Annotated in this window: 14 protein-coding genes and 6 pseudogenes; 3 read left to right on the forward strand and 17 right to left on the reverse strand. The window is 42.7% G+C overall.

The window, feature by feature from the left end; translation table 11 throughout:
* The 14 genes and pseudogenes from pnpS to JCM19055_RS10145 all read right to left on the reverse strand — a co-directional run bounded on the left by pnpS (position 1) and on the right by JCM19055_RS10145 (position 16,728).
* Positions 1-1,752, reverse strand: coding sequence for a two-component system histidine kinase PnpS (pnpS, locus tag JCM19055_RS10085; RefSeq protein ID WP_042359652.1), 1,752 nt, complete (start codon positions 1,750-1,752; stop codon positions 1-3).
* The gene (locus tag JCM19055_RS10090; protein WP_042359653.1) at positions 1,749-2,465 is read right to left on the reverse strand and encodes a response regulator transcription factor; all 717 of its coding nucleotides are present in this window, start codon (positions 2,463-2,465) and stop codon (positions 1,749-1,751) included. The genes pnpS and JCM19055_RS10090 overlap by 4 nt, the downstream gene beginning before the upstream one ends.
* Before the next feature lie 174 nt (positions 2,466-2,639).
* Complete coding sequence (gene tatA / locus JCM19055_RS10095) at positions 2,640-2,855, reverse strand: twin-arginine translocase TatA/TatE family subunit (RefSeq protein WP_042359654.1); 216 nt, start codon at positions 2,853-2,855, stop codon at positions 2,640-2,642.
* Positions 2,856-3,004: 149 nt separating this feature from the next.
* Positions 3,005-3,954: pseudogene (mdh, locus tag JCM19055_RS10100) on the reverse strand (malate dehydrogenase).
* Positions 3,955-3,979: 25 nt separating this feature from the next.
* Entirely contained in the window at positions 3,980-5,287 is a 1,308-nt protein-coding gene (gene icd, locus JCM19055_RS10105; RefSeq protein WP_265182008.1) for an NADP-dependent isocitrate dehydrogenase, read from the reverse strand.
* On the reverse strand, positions 5,274-6,389 hold the full coding sequence (gene citZ / locus JCM19055_RS10110; RefSeq protein WP_042359655.1) for a citrate synthase: 1,116 nt from the start codon (positions 6,387-6,389) through the stop codon (positions 5,274-5,276). The genes icd and citZ overlap by 14 nt, the downstream gene beginning before the upstream one ends.
* Before the next feature lie 473 nt (positions 6,390-6,862).
* Positions 6,863-7,270, reverse strand: coding sequence for an FxsA family protein (locus JCM19055_RS10115; protein ID WP_052366178.1), 408 nt, complete (start codon positions 7,268-7,270; stop codon positions 6,863-6,865).
* Positions 7,271-7,295: 25 nt separating this feature from the next.
* Positions 7,296-9,050, reverse strand: a complete 1,755-nt coding sequence (gene pyk, locus JCM19055_RS10120) for a pyruvate kinase (protein ID WP_042359656.1) — start codon at positions 9,048-9,050, stop codon at positions 7,296-7,298.
* A gap of 23 nt (positions 9,051-9,073) precedes the next feature.
* Positions 9,074-10,031: pseudogene (gene pfkA, locus JCM19055_RS10125) on the reverse strand (6-phosphofructokinase).
* A gap of 32 nt (positions 10,032-10,063) precedes the next feature.
* On the reverse strand, positions 10,064-11,008 hold the full coding sequence (accA, locus tag JCM19055_RS10130; RefSeq protein ID WP_042359657.1) for an acetyl-CoA carboxylase carboxyl transferase subunit alpha: 945 nt from the start codon (positions 11,006-11,008) through the stop codon (positions 10,064-10,066).
* Positions 11,005-11,881 (reverse strand): annotated as a pseudogene (accD, locus tag JCM19055_RS10135) (acetyl-CoA carboxylase, carboxyltransferase subunit beta). Before accD ends, accA begins: the two are co-directional and overlap by 4 nt.
* A gap of 96 nt (positions 11,882-11,977) precedes the next feature.
* Positions 11,978-13,212, reverse strand: a pseudogene (locus tag JCM19055_RS10140) (NADP-dependent malic enzyme).
* A gap of 210 nt (positions 13,213-13,422) precedes the next feature.
* A complete protein-coding gene (locus JCM19055_RS23525; protein WP_052366179.1) occupies positions 13,423-13,836 on the reverse strand; it encodes an OB-fold nucleic acid binding domain-containing protein in 414 nt (137 codons plus the stop codon).
* 87 nt (positions 13,837-13,923) lie between these two features.
* On the reverse strand, positions 13,924-16,728 hold the full coding sequence (locus JCM19055_RS10145; RefSeq protein ID WP_052366180.1) for a DNA polymerase III subunit alpha: 2,805 nt from the start codon (positions 16,726-16,728) through the stop codon (positions 13,924-13,926).
* A 64-nt stretch (positions 16,729-16,792) separates the two neighbouring features.
* Between JCM19055_RS10145 and JCM19055_RS10150 the strand changes: the two genes are divergently transcribed.
* On the forward strand, positions 16,793-17,182 hold the full coding sequence (locus JCM19055_RS10150; protein WP_081833598.1) for a YtrH family sporulation protein: 390 nt from the start codon (positions 16,793-16,795) through the stop codon (positions 17,180-17,182).
* A gap of 33 nt (positions 17,183-17,215) precedes the next feature.
* Positions 17,216-17,692 (forward strand): annotated as a pseudogene (gene ytrI / locus JCM19055_RS10155) (sporulation membrane protein YtrI); the annotation flags it as partial.
* Here the strand turns inward: ytrI and JCM19055_RS10160 are convergent.
* Entirely contained in the window at positions 17,673-18,629 is a 957-nt protein-coding gene (locus JCM19055_RS10160) for a bifunctional oligoribonuclease/PAP phosphatase NrnA (RefSeq protein WP_042359660.1), read from the reverse strand. The pseudogene ytrI and the gene JCM19055_RS10160 sit on opposite strands and share 20 nt — an antisense overlap.
* Before the next feature lie 75 nt (positions 18,630-18,704).
* On the opposite strand from JCM19055_RS10160, the gene JCM19055_RS10165 reads away from it, so the two are divergent.
* Positions 18,705-19,019, forward strand: coding sequence for a YtpI family protein (locus JCM19055_RS10165; protein WP_042359661.1), 315 nt, complete (start codon positions 18,705-18,707; stop codon positions 19,017-19,019).
* Between the two features lie 30 nt (positions 19,020-19,049).
* Here the strand turns inward: JCM19055_RS10165 and JCM19055_RS10170 are convergent, their stop codons facing one another.
* Positions 19,050-20,360 (reverse strand): DRTGG domain-containing protein, encoded by a 1,311-nt coding sequence (locus JCM19055_RS10170; protein WP_042359662.1) that lies wholly within the window; start codon positions 20,358-20,360, stop codon positions 19,050-19,052.
* Positions 20,361-20,868: 508 nt separating this feature from the next.
* Positions 20,869-21,548, reverse strand: a pseudogene (locus JCM19055_RS10175) (metal-dependent hydrolase).
* Positions 21,549-21,562 lie beyond the last annotated feature (14 nt).

Raw genomic sequence — 21,562 nt, forward strand, 5'->3', positions numbered from 1 at the left:
TTAATTTGGTTTTTTTGGAAGTGTGATGGTAAAGCTCGTTCCTTTACCAACTATGCTATTCACGTCAATTCTTCCGTGTTGCGCTTCAACTAGGTGTTTGACGATGGCAAGTCCAAGTCCTGTTCCACCTGAATTGCGACTTCTCGCGCGATCAACACGATAGAAACGTTCAAAGATTCGCGGTAACGATTCTTCATCAATGCCAATTCCGTTATCTTCAACGACAATCGCTACTTCCTCTGATTGCTCAATCGTCTTAACACAAACCTCTCCGCCTTGTTGCGTATACACAATCGCATTCGTAATCAGATTAATGAGCACTTGCTTAATACGAGCAATGTCGCCATCCATCATCGTTGATCCTTCAGAGGACACGTGAATGGTAATCTCCTTATCATTCGCCTTCTCTTCTAGTAAATGTACAACTTCATTCGTCACTTCACTAAGTTCAAGAGGCATCACGTTTAATTCGAAGCTGTGGTGCTCGATTCGAGAGAGTTCTAAGAGATCTTCAATTAATTCTTGCAATCGACTACTTTCTTTCTCAATAATATGCAAAAACTGAAGCCGGATTGCTTCCTCCTCATGAGAACCATCCAACAGTGTTTCGGCAAACCCTTTTAAGGATGTGACGGGTGTTTTTAGCTCATGAGAAACGTTTGCCACAAAGTCTTTTCGCGCTTGTTCAAGCCGCTTTAGATTCGTTATGTCATGCAATACGATCACAACGCCTTGCAGTTCACCATGGCTATTCGTAATTGGCGTTCCATACACTTCGTAATATTGCTGAGGACTTCGTTGAGTAAAGCTTATTTGCGAACGTTGATGCTCTTCACTCATAAATACATCTTGAATGAAGGCTACAAGCGTAGGCTCAGCAATCTTCTCATAATATAGCCCTTCATGGTCTTTTTGGTCTTTATAAATGGCCATTCCCATTTTATTCGTTAAGTTAATTTGTCCGTGACCATTAATGAAAACGAGGCCACTACCCATATGATCAATGAGCGCTTCAAGTCGATCTTGCTGGCGTTTGTAGCGGCGAGTCATTTTATCTAAGTTGTAGGCAAGGACGTTTACCGAGCGGGCAAGCTGACCAAGCTCATCACTCGTGTCATCATAAGCGCGGGCTTTGTAATTCCCTCTCGCTAGTTGCCTAGACATTTCAGTTAATTCATAGATTGGACGCGTCAATTGTTGTGACACTCGGTAGACGAGTATCATAATGATAATCATTGCTGCTGTGAAACTTAGTCCTAAAAACAACCATAATTGCATTGACGCTTCACGCAAATGGTCAATATTTAAGGAAGTTCGAACGTACCCTTCTAATTCTCCAGTTAAAGGAAGTGCGTAATAGAGCATTTCTTCATTTAACGTTTCACTTATTCTTACCGCTGAATGAGTAAAATCTTCAGCGTGAACGATCTCTTCTCGCGATAAATAATTATCGTCTTGTTCTGATACTTGTTCACTATTACTTTCAGCGAGTACAGATCCGGTCTCATCAATAACCGTTACTCGTAAATTCAACTCACCACTAACTTGATCAACATATTGTACAATTGAAACTGAATCTGATAACTCATTGATTTGTGAAACCATAAGAGACGTTTCATTTTGGATTCGTTCAATCGTTTGCTCCATATTAATGTCGTTCACTAGTGAGCCAACGAGAAGTCCAAGTGCACTGAGAACGACAAGAATGATCAGACTAAGAGCAAACATAAGCCGTGTTCTAAATGTATTCATCGTAGAGCTGGGTTCTCCATCTTATACCCTAGACCCCGTACGGTCTTTATGTACGTCGGCTTTTTCGTGTTCGGCTCAATCTTCTCTCTTAAGTGGCTAATGTGCACATCAACAATTCGCGTATCACCAACAAACTCATAGTTCCAAATGGCTTTAAGCAATTGATCCCTCGTCAGCACTCTTCCTTTGTGGTTAACCAGATATAATAACAATTCAAATTCTTTCGGTGTCAATTCAAGTGCTTCTTCTTGAAGGTATGCCTCGTGGTAATCAGGATAGATCGTTAAGTCTCCAAGGCTCACATGCACCTTCTCGTTTTCTTCTTCTTCATCTACTTTTCCAGCTTGTTCTACTCTTCTTAAAATCGCTCTGACTCGAGCAATTAATTCTCTTGGACTAAAAGGCTTCGTTAAGTAATCATCTGCGCCAAGCTCTAAACCGAGCACTTTATCAAACTCTTCATCTTTTGCAGTTAGCATAACGATTGGGGTCGTGATTCCACGCTCTCGAAGCTTTCGACAAACTTCTAAACCATCGTAAACAGGCAACATTAAATCTAGAATAATCATGTCGTAATCATTGTTCAAACCAAGTTCTAACGCTTGTTCTCCGTCTGTAGCACTTTCTACAACATAACCTGACTGCTCTAAATTGTAAGTAAGTAATGTCACAATTGACGCTTCATCGTCAACAACTAGCATTTTTAAGCCCATCGAATAACCCCTTTAATTCTTATAATCAAACTGTCCACTCTATCTTAATCGTAATCGAACAACATAACCTTCACAAGCTTCTCTCTAATACCTTTACATATTCTTTACAACCATCGCAAAGAAAACACAGAAAAAGACCAACACATCCGGTGTTAGTCTTCCCTCTTATCAATGTTATGCTTGTTTATTTGTCTCAGTTGTTGACGGTTGCTCAATAACGTCCTTCTTATCCGAATCATCATCCATCATGTTGCTTGTGGATTTCTTGAACTCTGTTAGTGTCTTACCAAATGCGCCACCAATCTCTGGAAGCTTCTTCGGTCCGAAAATGAGTAAAGCAAGCAAGAGAATAAGAATTAAGCTTGGAACACCGATATTTAAAGGGCTCATGATGTTTCCTCCTTCAGAACTTGTCTGAATTTCTAAGTATTAACCACAGAAATGTGTCTTGTCTACATCAACTACGCGTTCATCATATCACACCCAAAGCTCATGTACAACTATAGAAAAAAACCAGCCAAATTTGGCTGGTTTTTCATTTAGAATTCATCAGGAAGTGCATTCATAACGCTCTGAACAGAAGTGACAGAAGTAGCAAATTGATCACGTTCTTCATCTGTAAGATCAAGTTCAATGATTTTTTCAATGCCATTTCCACCAAGCACTGTCGGAACACCGACATAAACACCTTCATAGCCGTACTCACCTTCGAGATAGGCAATTGCAGGTAATAAGCGTTTTTTTTGTCTTTTATGATGGCTTCTACCATTTGCGTAAGCGAAGCGGCTGGGGCGTAGTATGCACTACCATTTCCAAGTAAAGAAACGATCTCCCCACCGCCTTTTCGTGTACGCTCAACGATGGCATCAATGCGATCTTGTGATAACAACTTCGTTAATGGCACGCCCCCGACACTTGAGTATCGAATAAGTGGCACCATGTCATCACCATGACCGCCAAGTACAAAACCTTGTACATCTTCTACAGAAAGCTCAAGTTCTTGTGCGATAAAGGTACGAAAACGTGACGTATCAAGTACACCTGATTGGCCAATAACACGATTCTTCGGTAACCCTGACGATTTATAAACAGCATACGTCATTGCATCCGCAGGATTCGTCAAAACGATGATGTGCGTATTCGGTGAATACTTTACCACTTGCTCTGTCACAGACTTCATGATATTCGCATTGGTATTAACAAGATCGTCTCTACTCATTCCTGGCTTCCTTGCAATTCCAGCCGTAATAATAACGACATCCGAGTCTTTCGTTAAAGCATAATCTGACGTACCAACAACATTTACGTCTACACCTTGTACAGGAGTTGCTTCTAACATATCTAAAGCTTTCCCTTGCACAGGTCCTTCTTGGTCAGGAATGTCGACGAGTACAACATCTGCAAGTTCCTTTTGTGCGACCATCAGTGCTGTCGTAGCACCTGTGAACCCACCACCAATAACGGAGACTTTTCTGCGCGTGATTGCCATAGCCTAGCCCTCCTAACAAAATCAATTACATGTTTTTGATAAGTTCATCAGCAAACTCAGAGCACTTCACTTCTTTTGCGTTGTCCATAAGACGAGCGAAGTCATAAGTCACTACTTTGCTTCCAATTGTCTTGTCCATTGATTGAAGAACAAGTTCAGCTGCTTCGAACCAACCTAAGTGACGTAACATAAGCTCACCAGAAAGGATAACAGATGATGGGTTTACTTTATCAAGTCCTGCATATTTCGGTGCAGTTCCGTGAGTTGCTTCAAAGATCGCGTGTCCAGTCGCATAGTTAATGTTTGCACCTGGTGCAATACCGATTCCACCAACTTGTGCTGCAAGAGCATCAGAGATGTAGTCACCGTTAAGGTTCATTGTAGCGACAACGTCAAACTCTTTTGGACGAGTAAGGATTTGTTGTAAGAAGATATCAGCGATCGAATCTTTAACGATAATCTTACCAGCTGCTTCAGCTTCGTCTTGCGCTTTGTTCGCAGCATCTTTACCTTCTTTTTCAACGATTGCATCGTATTGGTTCCACGTGAAGACTTTGTCTCCGAATTCACGCTCAGCAAGATCATAACCCCAAGACTTAAAGGCACCTTCAGTAAACTTCATGATGTTTCCTTTATGAACGAGTGTTAGGCTCTTACGACCTTCAGCGAGTGCATATTCAATTGCTGAACGAACGATTCGCTCTGTACCTTCTTTAGATACTGGCTTAATACCAATACCAGATGTTTCAGGGAAACGAATGTTTTCAGATCCCATTTCGTTACGAATAAAGTCGATCACTTTCTTCGCATCAGCAGTTCCTTCTTGGAACTCAATACCAGCATAGATGTCTTCAGTGTTTTCACGGAAGATCACCATGTCTACATCTTCAGGACGCTTAACTGGTGATGGTACCCCAGTAAAGTGACGTACTGGACGAAGACACGTGTAAAGGTCAAGCTTTTGACGAAGGGCAACGTTCAATGAACGAATTCCGCCACCGATTGGTGTTGTAAGTGGTCCTTTAATTGCAATCAAGTATTCACGAATTGCGTCAAGGGAATCTTCTGGTAACCATTCACCTGTTTTGTCGTGTGCTTTTCCACCGACAAGGATTTCTTTCCAATCGATTTTCTTTTCGCCGTTGTATGCTTTTTCAACTGCTGCATCAAGAACGCGGGAAGCTGCAGCCCAAATGTCAGGACCGATTCCGTCACCTTCGATATATGGAATAACTGGGTTGTTAGGTACGTTTAGTACACCGTTGTTTACTGTAATTTTTTTCAGCCATAGTAAAAACCTCCTGTAAAAAAATGATGGATTAGCGATTCTCAATCGAAACGTATTGTTGCTTTCCTGGACCTACGTACTCTGCACGCGGACGGATTAAACGATTATCGCTATATTGCTCTAGGATGTGTGCGTTCCAACCAGAAACACGGCTAACCGCGAAGATTGGCGTAAATAAGTCATGATCAATGCCTAAACTATGATACATCGATGCAGAGTAGAAATCGACATTCGGAAGAAGTCCTTTCTCTTCTGTTACGATCTTCTCAATTTGAAGGCTCATCTCATACCACTTGTCTTCACCCGTAATGCCACCGAGTTTTTTCGACATTTCGCGAAGGTGTTTCGCACGTGGATCACCGTTTTTGTATACGCGGTGTCCGAATCCCATGATTTTTTCTTTTTTGTCGAACATGCCTTGAACATAGCTGTCTACGTTTTCAGGTTGTTCAATCTCACTGAGCATTTGCATAACACGTTCGTTCGCTCCACCGTGCAATGGTCCCTTTAAAGCACCAATCGCCGCTGTAATACCAGAATAAATATCTGATAACGTAGCGACACAAACACGTGCAGTAAATGTCGAAGCATTTAGCTCATGGTCTGCATGCAATACGAGTGCTTTATTAAATGCATCTTCTGCAACCTCATTAGGCTCTTCACCGTTTAACATGTACAAGAAGTTCGCAGCAAAACTTAAACCTTCTTTAGGTTGAACAGGCTCTTTGCCGTTACGAATACGCGCAAAACCAGTCACCACTGTTGCAACTTTTGCTTGAAGTTTAATTGCTGATTTCTTTGCTGTTTCCACGTCATTCTTGTCTGCATCTTTGTCGTATAGACCAAGCTGCGAAATTGCTGTGCGTAGCGCCGCCATTGGATGTACATCAGCAATCGGATACGCTTTCATGTAATTGAAAATCTCGTCTGGAACTTGCATGTTTGCAAATAACTCTTTAGAAAAAGCGTCTAGCTCTTGCTTCGTCGGTAATTTGCCATTCCATAATAGGTACACGACCTCTTCAAACGAAGATTGTTCTGCTAAATCATCAATATGGTAACCTTGATACGTTAACACATCATCAATAATCGAGCTAACACTTGAAGTCGTCGCAACGACTCCTTCTAAACCTCTTGTTTGACTCATTACAATCTCTCCCCTTTGTAACAAGAATCCGATTCTTCATAAATAACAAGGATAACTTGTCTTAACCTTGTCCACATTATGCGTTTTCCATCATGCAGAAACGAAAAACGTATGACTGCTGTTACCAGATAAAACCGTCGCGCGCACCATAATTTCTACAAGATCAACGTGAAGTGAACACGATCATCCTACTATATTGTATTCAATTGTTCCCTCGTCCAATTTGACATTATTAGACAGTTCTTACCGTATGTTACTATGGTGGTCGTGATTTCTCCGGTTTTTTCAACATCCTCTATTATAAACGTGATTCGTCTTTTTGTGAACGAAAACGCACAAATCTTTTTTTCCAATGTTTTTTTGTATACAATGAAAGATTGCTGGAAAACCCTTATGAAATCAAGACTTTCCCTTTTACGTATACATGATTCTTTTAAAAATTACCAGAAAAAACACCCCTCTTAGAACACCATCTAAGAGGGGAACTTTATCTTCGTATAACGATGAATCGGCCACTCGCAACCATTTTTTGAAAAAAAATGTCGTAAGAACCCTTTAATGTAAGCTCTTGAAAACGGGATGAGTAGAATAAATCCTATAAGGTCCGTCAAAAACCCTGGAGCTAATAACAACAACCCTGCGAGTAAGATACAAACCCCGTCGATTGCTGAACTTGTCGGAACTTCATGATTGTTCAGCTGCAGGTTAAATACTTGCCAAGCTTGTCTTCCTTCTCGTCTAGCCATCCATAAGCCGATTAAACTCGTTGCTAACATTAAACCGAGAGTTGGCCAGAATCCGAGCCAGCGACCAACAAGCCAAATTCCAGCGATCTCTATAATTGGTACGAGTAGCAAACCGACAAGCAGGAATCGTGCCATAATCACTCCCAACCCCTTCCATCAATTACAATACTCGAGCGTGACCTTTATATATGTCGCCTCTTGAACTGTCAACGGTTAGTTCTTCACCATCTTTAAAGATCTTAACCGCATCATGAACACCGACAATGACTGGAACGCTAAGTGAAATTCCTACCACTGCAGCATGACATGTTAAGCCACCTTCTTCGGTGATGACAGCCGCTGCTTTTTCAAATGCAGGCATCATCTCTTTGTCTGTTCCTGTCGTAATCAGGATGTTGCCTTCTTCCATCCTAGCATTTGCTTCTGCAGCATCTTTCACAACGACCGCTTTACCACTTGCAGTTGTGCGACCAATTCCTTGACCTTTCGCTGCGACTTCACCGATCACATGGACTTTCATCATGTTCGTTGTACCAATCTCACCGACCGGTACCCCTGCTGTTATAACGACAAGATCGCCGTGCTTGACTTGATTACTCTTGAGCGCAGCACTAACCGTTTCATCGAACATTTCATCTGTCGTCTCTACAGTGTTCCCAAGTAACGGGTGAACTCCCCAAACGAGAGTTAAACGTCGTTGCGCGCGAATGTTACTCGTCACGGCAACAATGGTCGCTTTCGGACGATATTTTGATACGAGTCTAGCTGTATAGCCACTTTCTGTAGCCGTCAAAATCGCAGGTGTATTTAACGTTAGCGCTGTTCTAGCTACTGCTTGACTGATCGAATTCGTAATCGTCGTCTGGCTTTCTTCTGTACGGATGTTAAGCAAACGATCAAAATCTAGTGCAGATTCAGCACGCTTTGCAATGTTACTCATCGTCTCAACAGCTTCAAACGGATAGTCACCTGCTGCTGTTTCACCTGAAAGCATAATCGCATCTGTACCATCAAAAATCGCATTGGCAACGTCACTAGCTTCTGCACGAGTAGGTCTAGGGTTACGCTGCATGCTATCTAACATTTGCGTTGCAGTAATGACCGGTTTAGCAAGATCATTACAACGTTGAATGAGTTTCTTTTGAACGAGTGGAACTTCTTCAGGTGGAATTTCTACACCTAAGTCCCCTCGTGCGACCATAAGCCCGTCAGACACTTCGAGAATTTCTGCGATATTCTCGACACCTTCTTCGTTTTCGATCTTCGGGATAATATACGTATCACCTGCGCCATGCGCTTCCAAAAGCTCGCGAATTTCGAGAACATCTGAAGCACGACGAACGAATGAAGCTGCAATAAAATCAACTTCTTCTTCAATTCCAAAACGAATATCGGCTGCATCTTTGTCTGTCATGCCTGGTAGATTTACTTTTACTTTCGGAAGGTTAACTCCCTTTTTGTTCTTTAACACACCATTGTTCATTACGGTTGTAACGACGTCTTTGCCTTCAATACGATCAACATGAAGCCCAATAAGACCGTCATCTAACAAAATTGTATTACCAACTGAAAGGTCTTCTGACAAATTCTGATACGTTACACCGATTCGATCCGTCGTACCGACCACTTCTTCACCAGTTACGATGAGTGGCTGACCTTTTTCAAGTGTAATTGCGTCATTTTCCATTGTATACGTGCGAATTTCTGGACCTTTCGTATCTAACAGAATCGAGACGGTCGTTTCAAGTTCTGCCGCTGCTTCTCGAATCGTTTTAATACGACTGCGATGTTCTTCATGTGACCCGTGCGAGAAATTTAGACGTGCCACGTTCATACCTGCTGAAATCAGGCGTTTAAGCATGTCTTTTTCTTCAGATGCAGGTCCGATCGTCGCGACTATTTTAGTTTTTCTCATCGAAAGATTCCTCCTTGTGTTGACTAAATGGACAGCTCTTGAGAGAGCTTGTACATGTTTTGATCTATCTTGTGTTTTTCTTCAAGCGCTGTTTGAATCGGCTTATGGACGACTTGATTGTTTACGAGCCCTACCATCTTACCTGATTCGCCTTCCAATAGAAGTTCAACAGCTCTTGATGCAAGTCGACTTGCCAACACACGGTCAAAGGCCGTAGGAGAACCCCCTCTTTGAATATGGCCAAGGACTGTCACTCTCGTCTCAAGTCCTGTTTCATCTTGAATTTCCCGAGCGACATCCACACCGCTACCGACACCTTCTGCAACGATGATAATACTATGCTTCTTCCCTCTGCGATGGCCTCTTAATAAACGTTCAACGATGTCCTCAGTCTCTTGAGGTTGCTCTGGGATCATGATCGTTTCGGCTCCATCAGCAAGACCAGACCAGAGCGCTAGATCGCCTGCATCTCTACCCATTACTTCAATGACATACGTTCGTTCATGAGAAGTAGCTGTATCTCGGATTTTGTCAATGGCATTAATGACAGTGTTTAATGCAGTGTCAAAACCAATCGTAAAATCGGTACCTGGTACATCGTTATCAATCGTTCCCGGAACACCGATTGTTGGTACCCGAGTGACGTCAATGCTTCCGCGCCGCGGAATGAACCATCCCCACCTACGACAACGAGCCTTCAATGCCCGCTTTGTTGAGGTTTTCAATGGCTTGTTGTTGACCTTCTTTTGTTTTAAACTCTTCACAGCGCGCTGTATAGAGCATCGTTCCCCCACGGTGAATGATGTCGCCAACGTCGCCAACTTCCATTTTCTCTATATGGTTGTTAATGAGTCCCGAATAGCCGTAGTAAATCCCGAAAACCTCAACGTCGTGATAGATCGCCTTACGTACAACTGCTCGGATCGCGGCATTCATCCCCGGGGAATCTCCACCGCTCGTAAGTACTCCGATTCGCTTCATGTTGATCACTCCTACCCTTTAACCTGCATGTCTTACATACCAATTTTACTGAACTTTTCGTAGCGTTGGTTTCTTATCTCTTCTTTGGATAGTTGCGTTAATTCGTCCATTTGTTGCTTTAAAACCGAGTCAATATACTCAGCTTGTTGCTTCACATTATGATGTGCCCCGCCTCGAACTTCACGAATCACGCCTTCAATAACACCTAATTCATACAAATCAGGTGCCGTAATTTTCATCGTCTCCGCTGCACGCTGAGCCTGCGTTGCATCTTTCCAGAGAATTGCGGCTGCGCCTTCTGGTGAAATTACAGAGTATGTGGAGTTCTCAAGCATAAACATGCGATTCACTACGCCAAGAGCCAATGCTCCACCACTTCCTCCTTCACCGATGACAATACCAATTGACGGCACAGTAAAGCTTGCCATTTCTAACAAGTTGCGCGCAATTGCTTCACTTTGTCCGCGTTCTTCTGCCGCTTTACCAGGGAATGCACCTTTTGTATCAATGAGCGTAATAATTGGGCGATTAAACTTATTTGCTTGATGCATCAAGCGTAACGCTTTACGATACCCTTCTGGATGCGGCATCCCGAAGTTCCGTTGAATATTCTCTTTCGTATTCCGTCCACGTTGGTGACCAATAACCGTGACCGGTTGCCCTTTATAAAACGCAACTCCACCGACAATTGCATCATCGTCTCCATAATAACGATCACCATGAAGTTCAATGAAATCGGTGAATAAATGCTCAATGTAGTCCAACGTTGTTGGTCGCTCGGCGTGTCTTGCGATTTGCACGCGCTCCCAAGGCTTTAAATTATCATAGATTTGAGATTCAACTTGTTGTAAACGTCCCTCAAGATGAGCGATTTCTTCTTCAAGATTAATATCTTTGTCTTGCGTGAAGTTTTTCAATTCATCTATTTTATTTTGGAGTTCTACAACAGGCTTTTCGAATGGTAACTTATGGGTCATGACGAAAGCTCGCCTCCTCGTTGATGCGAAGCTTGATGCATCTTCAAGATCGTTGTTAGTGTTGATTTCATCTCAGAGCGATGGATGACTTTGTCGAGTTGACCGTGTTCAAGTAGAAACTCTGCAGTCTGAAAATCTTCAGGTAAGTCTTCACGAATCGTCTGCTCAATAATTCTTCTACCTGCAAATCCAATTAACGCTCGTGGTTCTGCAAAATTGTAATCACCAAGCGACGCAAAGCTTGCGGAAACACCACCTGTTGTAGGGTGTGTCATGATTGAGATAAACGGCAACTGTTCTTCGTGAAGTCTTTGCAAAGCAACAGATGTTTTAGCCATCTGCATGAGACTAAGAACCCTTCTTGCATTCTTGCACCACCGGAGGCACTAAACATAATGAATGGCACCCGATCCTCTAGTGCTGTCTCAATTGCACGCTTAATTTTCTCGCCAACGACTGTCCCCATGCTCGCCATACGAAAACGTGGATCCATGACACCGATCACGACCGGCAAGCCTTCCATCTGCCACGTCCTGTAATGATCGCTTCATTCAAGCCTGTCTTTTGTTGATCACTCGCTAACTTTTCTTCGTAGTCGGGGAAATCAAGTGGATTCCCTGACAGAAGGCTTACATCAAGCTCTTCAAATGAGCCGACATCGATTACGCTATTAATTCGGTCTCTTGCAGTCAACCGGAAATGATGATCACACTTCGTACAAACATAATCATGCTTCTTTAATTCCCTTGAATACATAATCGTTTTACACGTTGGACATTTCGTCATCACACCGTCGTTCATCTTCGTCGGTTGTGTACGTTCAGAAGGGATCGTTGCATACTTTCTTTTCTTTGAAAATAAGTCTTTGAACACCTTATTCACCTCTCGTACCACACTAAAGGCGGCTTTCTCCAATAGGAAATAATAGGGAAAAACGATCGTCCAAAGAGACGATCGCTCCTTATCTTCTTATTCCTCGATCATAGCCATTTTTCTTGTTCGTGAAGCAACCTCTTCTGGATCAGCTTCCTTACGGGCAACACCAGTTCCATCGCTGTTTTTGCTACCGCAGCAGCAACAGCTGGTGCTACTCTTGTATCGAATGGTGCTGGAATGACGTAATCTCTCGTTAATTCTGATTCAGAAATAAGTTCAGCAATCGCAAAAACGGCTGCTTGTTTCATCTCTTCATTGATATGCGTCGCATTCACATCCAATGCCCCTCTGAAAATACCAGGGAATGCAAGAACATTATTCACTTGGTTAGGGAAGTCAGAACGACCAGTACCAATGACTGCCGCCCCTGCTGCTTTTGCATCTTCAGGCATAATTTCTGGGTTCGGGTTCGCCATCGCAAAGATGATTGCATCGTCATTCATGCTCTCGATCATCTCTTTTGTAAGTGCGCCTTCAACAGAAACTCCGATAAACACGTCCGTGTCTTGAATTACGTCTTTAAGAGCGCCTTCTTTCTTCTGGCTGTTCGTTACTTTAGCAATCTCATCTTTAATTGGGTTCATACCAGCTGTACGACCTTCAAAGATTGCTCCCTTACTATCACAAAGGATAATTTCTTTGACACCCATGCTTAGAAGCAGTTTCACGATTGCAATACCAGCCGCTCCAGCGCCGTTTAATACTACGCGCACGTCAGATAGCTGTTTGTTCGTTACTTTGAGTGCATTGATCAACCCAGCAAGAGTAACGATTGCTGTACCATGTTGGTCATCATGGAAAATTGGAATGTTTGTTTCTTTCTTTAAACGTTCCTCGATGATAAAGCAATTCGGGGCTGCAATATCCTCTAAGTTCACACCACCGAAAGTAGGTTGCATTAATTTAACTGTTTCAACGATCTTATCAGGATCAGAAGTGTCTAGACAGATTGGAAATGCATCCACACCTGCAAATGATTTGAACAGAACAGCTTTTCCTTCCATAACAGGCAATGATGCTTCTGGACCGATGTTACCGAGGCCAAGAACTGCACTACCGTCACTAACAACCGCAACCATGTTGCCTTTCATCGTATATTCAAATACCTTTTGCTTGTCGTTAAAAATCTCTTTACACGGTTCTGCAACACCTGGAGAATATGCAAGACTTAAATCTTTACTGTTTCTTACGGGAATCTTAGATTTCGATTCTAGCTTTCCTTGCTTCATTCTATGGATGTGTAGTGCTTCTTCTCTAGTCGTTGGCATTATTCCTGCACACTCCTTAACAAGTGGATCTCATCTTATATTTGATGAATCTTATGTTTGCGACCTATAGGACGCTGTTCGAACTATGAATGAATAAAAAAGGACAAACTGTATTAACTGTACATGTGCAATCTATTATAACAAAGTGTTCTCTTGCATTCACCCTTTTGCGTTCAAAAAGACGATCTCATTTTTTTGACAACGTTTTCTTCACCTACAATAAGGGTTAGACGTTCTAGCAATTCTTTTTTTGATGTGAACATGGTAACTCGCATCTAACTCATACAGCTTATGTTTTGATTCATGGTACACCTTCACACCGGCAAACCCAGAATGGTTGCGGAGCTGTCGTTTAATTGCGCTTAACGTCTTCGTAGAATTTAAGTGTTCAGGTATTTTGAGGTAGAGAGACGACGTCGATTCAGTCTTAGCATGGTCTGCTAGTTGAGTAAGCTGAGCGAGTATCTTTATTCGATTCGCATTGCTTTCCACTCTTCCAAAGACAACGAGAAGTTCTCCTTCAATAAGTTCATCTTTCATGTCACGATAAACATCTGGAAAAACGACAACTTCAATTCGACCTGTATCATCGCTAAGGTTCAAAAAAAGCCATTGATTGCCCATTTTTCGTTCGTATAGGCTTTATTGTTTCTAAAGTTCCAGCAATCCAAACGTATTGATCATGATGTTCTCCAGCAACTTCTCCAATGTCTATTGCTTTTGCGCTTGGAATAAGTGTAAATATTCATCAAGCGGGTGGCCACTTAAATAAAACCCAGTCGCTTCTTTCTCTTGTAGCAGTTTGTCGTGATGGGTATACGGTTCGCGTTCTGCATAACGAAAATCTTCATCGCGGCTTTTGAAAAGGGCACCAACATCATCTTCGAAATCAATGTACTCTCTCGCTCGATCAATTGATGCGAGCAAGACTGCGCGATGTTGCTCCCACTCGTCTAGTGCCCCTGAGCGGATGAGGCTGATCAGTTGATTTCTTTGCAAGCGAACAGGCTTCATTCGACGACAAAAATCTATAAAGTTACGAAACCTTCCATTTTCCTTTCGTTCAGAAACAATCGCTTTTGCTATGTTTCCTCCAACGTGTGCCACACTTTGAAGTGGGAAACGCACGCCCCGTTCATCTGCTGCATACGTGTAATCACTGTTATTGACAGACGGTCCAAGTATAGACAGCTCTTCGCGCTTCATCTCGGCTGCCGCGCGCTTCATCCGTTCTAGATCACCACTGATCATCGAAAAATACGCGGCATAGAATATCCCAGGAAAATGTGCTTTAAAGTAAGCAATTCGATACGCAATTAAACTATAGGCAACCGCATGACTTCGATTAAATCCGTAGTTTGCAAATTGTAAGATCCAATCAAACAACTGCTTGGCTACTGATTGAGCGTATCCGCTCGTGACTGCGCCTGCTAGAAAACGCTCTTCCTCTTGCATGAGTACGTCTTTGTCTTTCTTACTAATCACGCGTCGAAGAAGATCTGCATCTGCCAATGAATAGTTAGCCACTTGCACGGCCACTTGCATAACTTGCTCTTGATAAACCATAACGCCGTACGTTAGTGATAATGTCTGACGTAGCGATTCATGCAAATACGTGATGTTCTCTGGTGAACGCTTTCCGCGTATAAACGTATCGATATTGTCCATTGGACCTGGTCGATACAAGGCATTCACCGCAACAATATCTTCGAATTGACTCGGCTTTAACTTTCTTAAAACCGATTGCATGCCCGCCGACTCAAACTGAAACACTCCTGCGGTTTGACCACTTGCAAGCATTTGCATCGTTTTTTTATCATCTTTTGGCAACTGGTCGAATAATAGGTGTTGTCCTGTTTTTGAGAAGGTATCTTTTTGGAGGCGGTCTAAAAGTGTTAAGTTCCGTAATCCTAATAAATCAAATTTCAAGAGTCCGAAAGCATCAAGATCTTCCATCGGCAACTGCGTATACGCGAGCGCCCCTCTTTCACGCACAATCGGTACGACCGATGTTAACGGACGTTTACTAAGAACGATTCCTGCTGCATGCAGCGACGTATGCCTTGGCAACCCTTCAATGGCCAGCGCTCGATTAAACCATTCATGCACCTCATCGTTTTCTTTGTACAACCGTTGAAGTTCAGATGTATTGTTAATGACGGTGTTTAGTTCACCTGCTGTGCTCGGGATGAACTTTAGCACTCGTTGTAAAAGTGCATCACGAATGCCTTGAACTTTCGCTGTTTCACGTAATGAAGAACGGACGCCAAATGTTCCAAATGTAATAATTTGCGCAACATGCTCACTGCCGTATCGTTTAGCTAAATAATGGAACATTTCATCTCGACGATCATCAGGGAAATCAAGATCAATATCAGGCAATGATTTTCGTTCTGGATTTAGAAAGCGTTCAAAGAGCAACCCATATTCAAGTGGGTTCACATCGGTAATAAATAGGCAGTATGCTACGAGAGAACCTGCAGCGGAACCACGACCCGGACCTGTTAACATCCCTTGTTTTCTGGCATAACGCATATAGTCCCACACGATCAAAAAGTAATTGGAGAATCCCATGTTCTTAATCGTTTGCATTTCTTTTGCGAGGCGCTCTTTTACTTCAGTCGTTAGCTCAGGAAAGCGCACAGCTGCACCTTTTCTCACGAGTTGTTGCAAGTGCGTGGTTTCCTCCTCATCACTAACGCTTGGCAATGTCGTTGTTAGCGACTTTAAAGAAACGTCAACGAGACTTGCCACGTTCAAGGTCTCGTGTAGTGCTCTTCGTTCAAAGTCATTTTGCCACGTTGCCATCGCTTCTTCCTCTGACAACAAATGTGACTCAGCACGCCATTCAAATTGATTGACCTCTGCAACTGGAACATCGTCTCGAATGGCGTGTAAGCATTGCTTCACCCAATCATCACCTTGATTTAACATCGTAACGTTAGCAAGTGCTAGTGGCGTCAAATTCTGCTCGGTGAGAAACGTTACCCATGCATTGTGCTCATGAAAGTCCGTATGTGTACTCGGCAAAAGTCCACACCAATAATTGTCGTTTGGCAAAACGTGCTGCCATTGGCGAAGCTCTTTTATCGCACGCTCATATTGTTCGAGATTGATCAGCTTAGCGATTGGGTGTGTTTGCTCTGGAAAGATAAAAATAACGTCATCCGTTTGAATTTGAGCAAGTTGCTCAACATCCATTCGCTCGTCATTTGAAGTCGCAACAGTGGAGAGTGAGAGGAGTGTTTGGTACCCTTGTGCATTCTTTGCGTAGACGAGTACATTGCCTTCCACTCCGTTGCTAACGACATCAAGTTCAAGCCCGATAATCGGTTTTATACCTACGTTATGACACGCATCGATGAACTTTTTCACGCCATACATGACGTTGCGATCCGTAAGAGCTAACGTCTCATAGCCTAGCGATTTTGCTCTAGCAATAAGCGCATCAATCCGACAAGTACTTGTCAAAAACGAATACTCACTTTTCACTTGTAAATGTACAAAATTAGCCATGACTCTGTTCACTCCGATCGTTTTTAGATTGACTAGTCATAACTTGGACAAAGACTCGATATAAATGAAAGATAAGAGACTAGGTGATTCGTTTCAAAGAGAGGGGCATGCACCATGTTTAGCAGAGACTTTGCCGCTACACTCGTCATTGATTTTTTTTGTTGCCTTTGGCGTCGTTCTAGGTGGAGCACTGATCGGTGGAATTGGCGCTTTTATTATCGGAAAGCCACCACTTACGACCATTCAAGAACTTGCGAGCAGTTTAAAGATTTGGGCACTCGTTGCAGCCATTGGCGGGACATTTGATGCAATCACAAGTCTAGAGCGGGGATTGTTTGCAGGTACACACATTGACGTTTATAAGACCATCTTTATGATATTAAGTGCCCTCTCGGGTGCAAATGCAGGTGCACTCATTATTCAGTGGATTACTCAGGAACAGATGTATCCATGAGAATTCCACCTATTATAAGCGACCGGGTGGCAACGTTTTTTAGCAGGTCTATTTATCGGTGTTGTCATCGGTTGGGGGCTTTTCATCTTTCAATATGGTCAAGTCTATGAGCGAACCATTATAGAACTTAGAAAAAACGAACTCACCATTAATCAACTTGAAAGTCAAATAGAACTTTTGCTCGCACGAGAGCAAGAACAAGAAGATCTTGATGAAGATCAAAAACGTGTGGAAGTAGAGACCATTGAAATTCACTTTACAAATGAAAGAGAGAGCAGGCTCAGTGAACTTGCCCTCTATGACTTACGCCAACAAGCCGTCGATGAGTTAGAGCCTTTGCTTCATCAGAACTTAGAAAGTGTCGCTGAACAACAAGAGCTCGTCATTCGAACACTTGAAAACAAACGATTTGATGTGAACGAACAACAATTCAGCCTTGAAGTGACACGCGCCATCTTCTATAAAAAAATCGACCTTCATACGGAAATTGTTATTGAGTCCTCGAGCTAAACTGTTTTGCAGCTTCATTTAATTGTGAAATGATCGTGTCGATCTCTTCTTCACTATTCGCAGAAGCACCCGCAGCTAGCGGATGGCCACCACCGTTATGCTTCTCTGCAATCTTGTTCACAATAGGACCTTTAGAACGGAGACGTACGCGATACGTGCCATCCTCTTGTTCGACAAACATCCCCCACGTAAGCAAACCTTCAAGGTCGCTAATTGCGTTTACAAGCGCAGAAGATTCATTGACGCTTACTTCATATTGCTTTAGTTGTTCGTCAGACACACGGATCGCTGCAACACCGTACTCGCTTAAGCTCACCGTACGTAACAGCTCACCTTCAAGGCGTAAAAGTGGCAACGGCTTACGATATAGATTGCGAAACAGTTCAGGCAAATCAATGCCTTGTTCCATCAACACTCCTGCCGCTCTAAACGTATGTTCAGTTGTATTTGGATGACGAAAACGTCCGGTATCTCCGACAATTCCTGCATATAAAACCCTTGCACTCGTTTGGTTCATCTTCCATCCGTTTGGCTTTGCTGTTTCCTCAAACCATCTTGTTATCATTTCAGACGTTGAGCTATAGCTCGTATCGACCCATGATGCATCTGCATAATCATCAATTTCTGGATGATGATCGACTTTAAATGTTTCTTTGGCTAATGCGTACCGCTCTTCATCGATTCGTCCGCGGTTCGCTGTATCACAAATAATAACGAGGGCGTCTTTGAACGTCTCAGTATCCACTTCATCCATTGTCGCTAGAAACGAAAGGGATTTTTCGTCTTCTCCAACTGTGTACACCGTCTTCGTTGTGTTTTCTCGAATTAATTCTGCTAAGCCAAGCTGCGAACCAAACGCATCTGGGTCTGGTCGCACGTGACGACAAATGATAATTGTATCAAAGCGCTCAATTGTTTCTAATAGTTTTTCTTGCACTGTCACTTCTCCTCTGTTGTACATCGAACCCTTATCCTGTAAACTAATAACGAATGAAAAAAAGGGGGATATTCGATGGGATTTATTTCAATTGTCGTTACGTTGATTCTAACCCTAGCTCTTGCATTGTATGTTTATTATAAATATAAACGTTTCCGCGTAAAAGGCGAACGTTTAAAAGAATGGTATCAAACGAAAGCAATGACTGCTCTTGGGATCTTCATTCTATCACCAGGTCTATTGTTTATGTTCTCGTACCGAAGTTGGGTCGATATCGTTGTCGGACTCGTTTTTGCAATTCTCGGAGCTGTGTTCGTCTACTATGGAATTAAAGCAAATCGCATCATCACACCATTTGCAAAAGAAGAGTTACGCTCTCAAGAGAGTTAATGAAACAGCTGCCATTGGCAGCTGTTTTTTTTAACGTTCGAGCAGTTGAGCAGTCATGAGACCTTTGCCAACAAGTTCATCACTTGAGTACAATTCAACATCGACTTTACCACTCTTACGACTAACTTCAAGGATCTTACCCTTCATCTCAATCTTGCTTTCAATTTGAACTGGCTTTAGGAAATAGAGTGATAAGTTCTCAACAACCACATCTCCGCGTTTATGACGCCTTAACAATCGACTACCGACTTCGGTAATCAACGTGGACAAGACTCCGTACGAAATCATTCCAATTGGGTTTGTCATTTGTGGCGTTAAATGACAAACATAATCATAAACTGTACCTGTTGGCGCTTCTTCCACTTGTCTCGTGACAACATCATCAAGTGTGTCTCCAACATGTGGTTGACGTTGCGCCATTTGCAATGCCTTTAACACATCTTGGCGGCTAATGACCCCAACAAGTCTAGCCTCATCATCAACGACCGGTAATAACTCAATGCCTTCCCAAACCATAACGTGAGCAGCGGATGCAAGTGACATCGTCGCATGAACGGTAATCGGCTCTTTCGTCATCACCTTTTCAACGGGTGTACTTTCTTTCATTGAAAGAATGTCTTTCGCCGCCACCATACCTTGAACTTTCATTTCATGATTAACGACAGGATATCGACTATGGCTCGTTTTTGCATTTAGTTGATGCCACCGTTCAACCATATTGTCTGTCGTTAGAAAGTACGTTTCATTAAGTGGAATAAGAATGTCCTCTACGATGACGATTTCTTTCTTAATCAATTGATCATAGATTGCCCGGTTAATCATACTTGCAACCGTAAACGTATCATAACTCGTCGTTATGATCGGTAGCGATTGTTCATTGGCATACTGAATGATTTCTTCATTCGTACCGAAGCCACCCGTAATTAATACGGCTGCCCCGGCTTCAAGTGCCAAGCGGTGAACTTGATAGCGATTTCCGACGATTAATAAGTTTCCCGGTTCTACGTATCGCATCATCGCTTCCATCTTCATTGCGCCAATAACAAACCGTTGAAGCGTTTTATGTAAGCCACTTCTTCCACCAAGAACTTGTCCATCTACGATGTTGACGACTTCAGCAAATGTTAAATGGTCAATATTTTCTTTAAGCTTCTGTTCAACACGGATCGTCCCTACTCGTTCAATCGTCGTAACGAGACCTTGGTTCTCCGCTTCCTTAATGGCTCTATATGCTGTCCCTTCACTTACGTGTAGGGCTTTGGCAATTTGACGTACAGAGATTTTCTCTCCAACGCTCAATTGAGCTATGTAATCTAATATTTGTTCGTGCTTCGTACTCATTCAGGTCACTCCTTTTAGAAAAAGGATAATTACGATACAAAAAACTTGGCATAAAGCCAAGTTTTCGACTAAAGTCTCTTTAATTATATCGGTGTCGTTCGCGGACTTCAAGCTCGAAGACGAGCTGCCTTACGTTCAAGTTCCCGCTTGTTGATCTGTCGTGATGGGTGTTCTTCACCTTCATATACTCGAGTTCGGTTGTAAGCAAGCACTGCAAGGTTCCCCCCGATAACGAGGAAACAAAAACAAAAACCACGCAACAGAAAACCAACCATGAAGCCCAACGGTACCGATTGTAAATTGCTGTAAACCAAGATACAAAAGGAACGCAGCAACTATAAAAGAAATCCAAATTCTTAACCGGCGCATTTTATAACCTCCCAAATAAACCATACCTTGCAAACAGTTTATTCAAAAGGACGAGCCAATATGACTTGTCTACCTCTTCAGTTACGCCACAAAAAAAGATACCAGGTGATCTCGATGACCTCACCTGGCTCTTTATACATCACACTTCTGTAGACTCCCCTGGCTTTAAAGCATTTCCTTTAAGTGGCGCGATTGAATCTACAAAAGCATCTCCATCTTGTTCGATTAATGGGAATGTGTTGTAGTGAATCGGAATGACAACTCAGCTTGCAACCATTCAGCAGCAACCTTCGCATCGTCTGGCCCCATCGTAAAATTGTCTCCGATTGGAAGTAAAGCAACTTCCAGATCATGACGCTCTGCAATCAGCTTCATATCCGAGAATAACGATGTGTCTCCGGCGTGATAAATCGTTTTCCCTTCAGCCGTGAACAAAATTCCGTTCGGCATGCCAAGATAGATGATTTGTCCATCTTCTTCTTGGAATGAAGAACTATGAAACGCTTGCGTTAATCGCACATGACCAAATGGAAACTCATAGCCTCCACCAGTATTTAACGGGTGAGTCTCAAGTCCTTTTCCACCTAAATAGGTGGCAAGTTCATGAGTGGCTACGACGAGTGCGCCGCTACGCTTTGCAATCGCTTCTGTGTCTCCAAGATGATCCGCATGTCCATGCGTTAATAGAATCGCATCAGGGTTTACGTCTTCAGGTTTAATTGTGCACGTATCGTTTCCAGTAATGAACGGATCAATTAATACGGAATACCCGTTCGTTTCAATTTCAATAAACGATTGTCCATGGAATGTTAGCTTCATTGTTTATCCACCCT

Source organism: Geomicrobium sp. JCM 19055 (genome assembly GCF_000698185.1).
Classification (GTDB): domain Bacteria; phylum Bacillota; class Bacilli; order Bacillales; family Marinococcaceae; genus Geomicrobium_A; species Geomicrobium_A sediminis.

Bases quoted from the DNA above. Each gene is read 5' to 3' on its own strand.
- pnpS (WP_042359652.1), bottom strand. From the start codon at position 1,752: ATGAATACATTTAGAACACGGCTTATGTTTGCTCTTAGTCTGATCATT.
- JCM19055_RS10090 (WP_042359653.1), bottom strand. From the start codon at position 2,465: ATGGGCTTAAAAATGCTAGTTGTTGACGATGAAGCGTCAATTGTGACA.
- tatA (WP_042359654.1), bottom strand. From the start codon at position 2,855: ATGAGCCCTTTAAATATCGGTGTTCCAAGCTTAATTCTTATTCTCTTG.
- citZ (WP_042359655.1), bottom strand. From the start codon at position 6,389: ATGAGTCAAACAAGAGGTTTAGAAGGAGTCGTTGCGACGACTTCAAGT.
- JCM19055_RS10115 (WP_052366178.1), bottom strand. From the start codon at position 7,270: ATGGCACGATTCCTGCTTGTCGGTTTGCTACTCGTACCAATTATAGAG.
- pyk (WP_042359656.1), bottom strand. From the start codon at position 9,050: ATGAGAAAAACTAAAATAGTCGCGACGATCGGACCTGCATCTGAAGAA.
- accA (WP_042359657.1), bottom strand. From the start codon at position 11,008: ATGACCCATAAGTTACCATTCGAAAAGCCTGTTGTAGAACTCCAAAAT.
- JCM19055_RS23525 (WP_052366179.1), bottom strand. From the start codon at position 13,836: ATGGGCAATCAATGGCTTTTTTTGAACCTTAGCGATGATACAGGTCGA.
- JCM19055_RS10145 (WP_052366180.1), bottom strand. From the start codon at position 16,728: ATGGCTAATTTTGTACATTTACAAGTGAAAAGTGAGTATTCGTTTTTG.
- JCM19055_RS10150 (WP_081833598.1), top strand. From the start codon at position 16,793: ATGAAAGATAAGAGACTAGGTGATTCGTTTCAAAGAGAGGGGCATGCA.
- JCM19055_RS10165 (WP_042359661.1), top strand. From the start codon at position 18,705: ATGGGATTTATTTCAATTGTCGTTACGTTGATTCTAACCCTAGCTCTT.
- JCM19055_RS10170 (WP_042359662.1), bottom strand. From the start codon at position 20,360: ATGAGTACGAAGCACGAACAAATATTAGATTACATAGCTCAATTGAGC.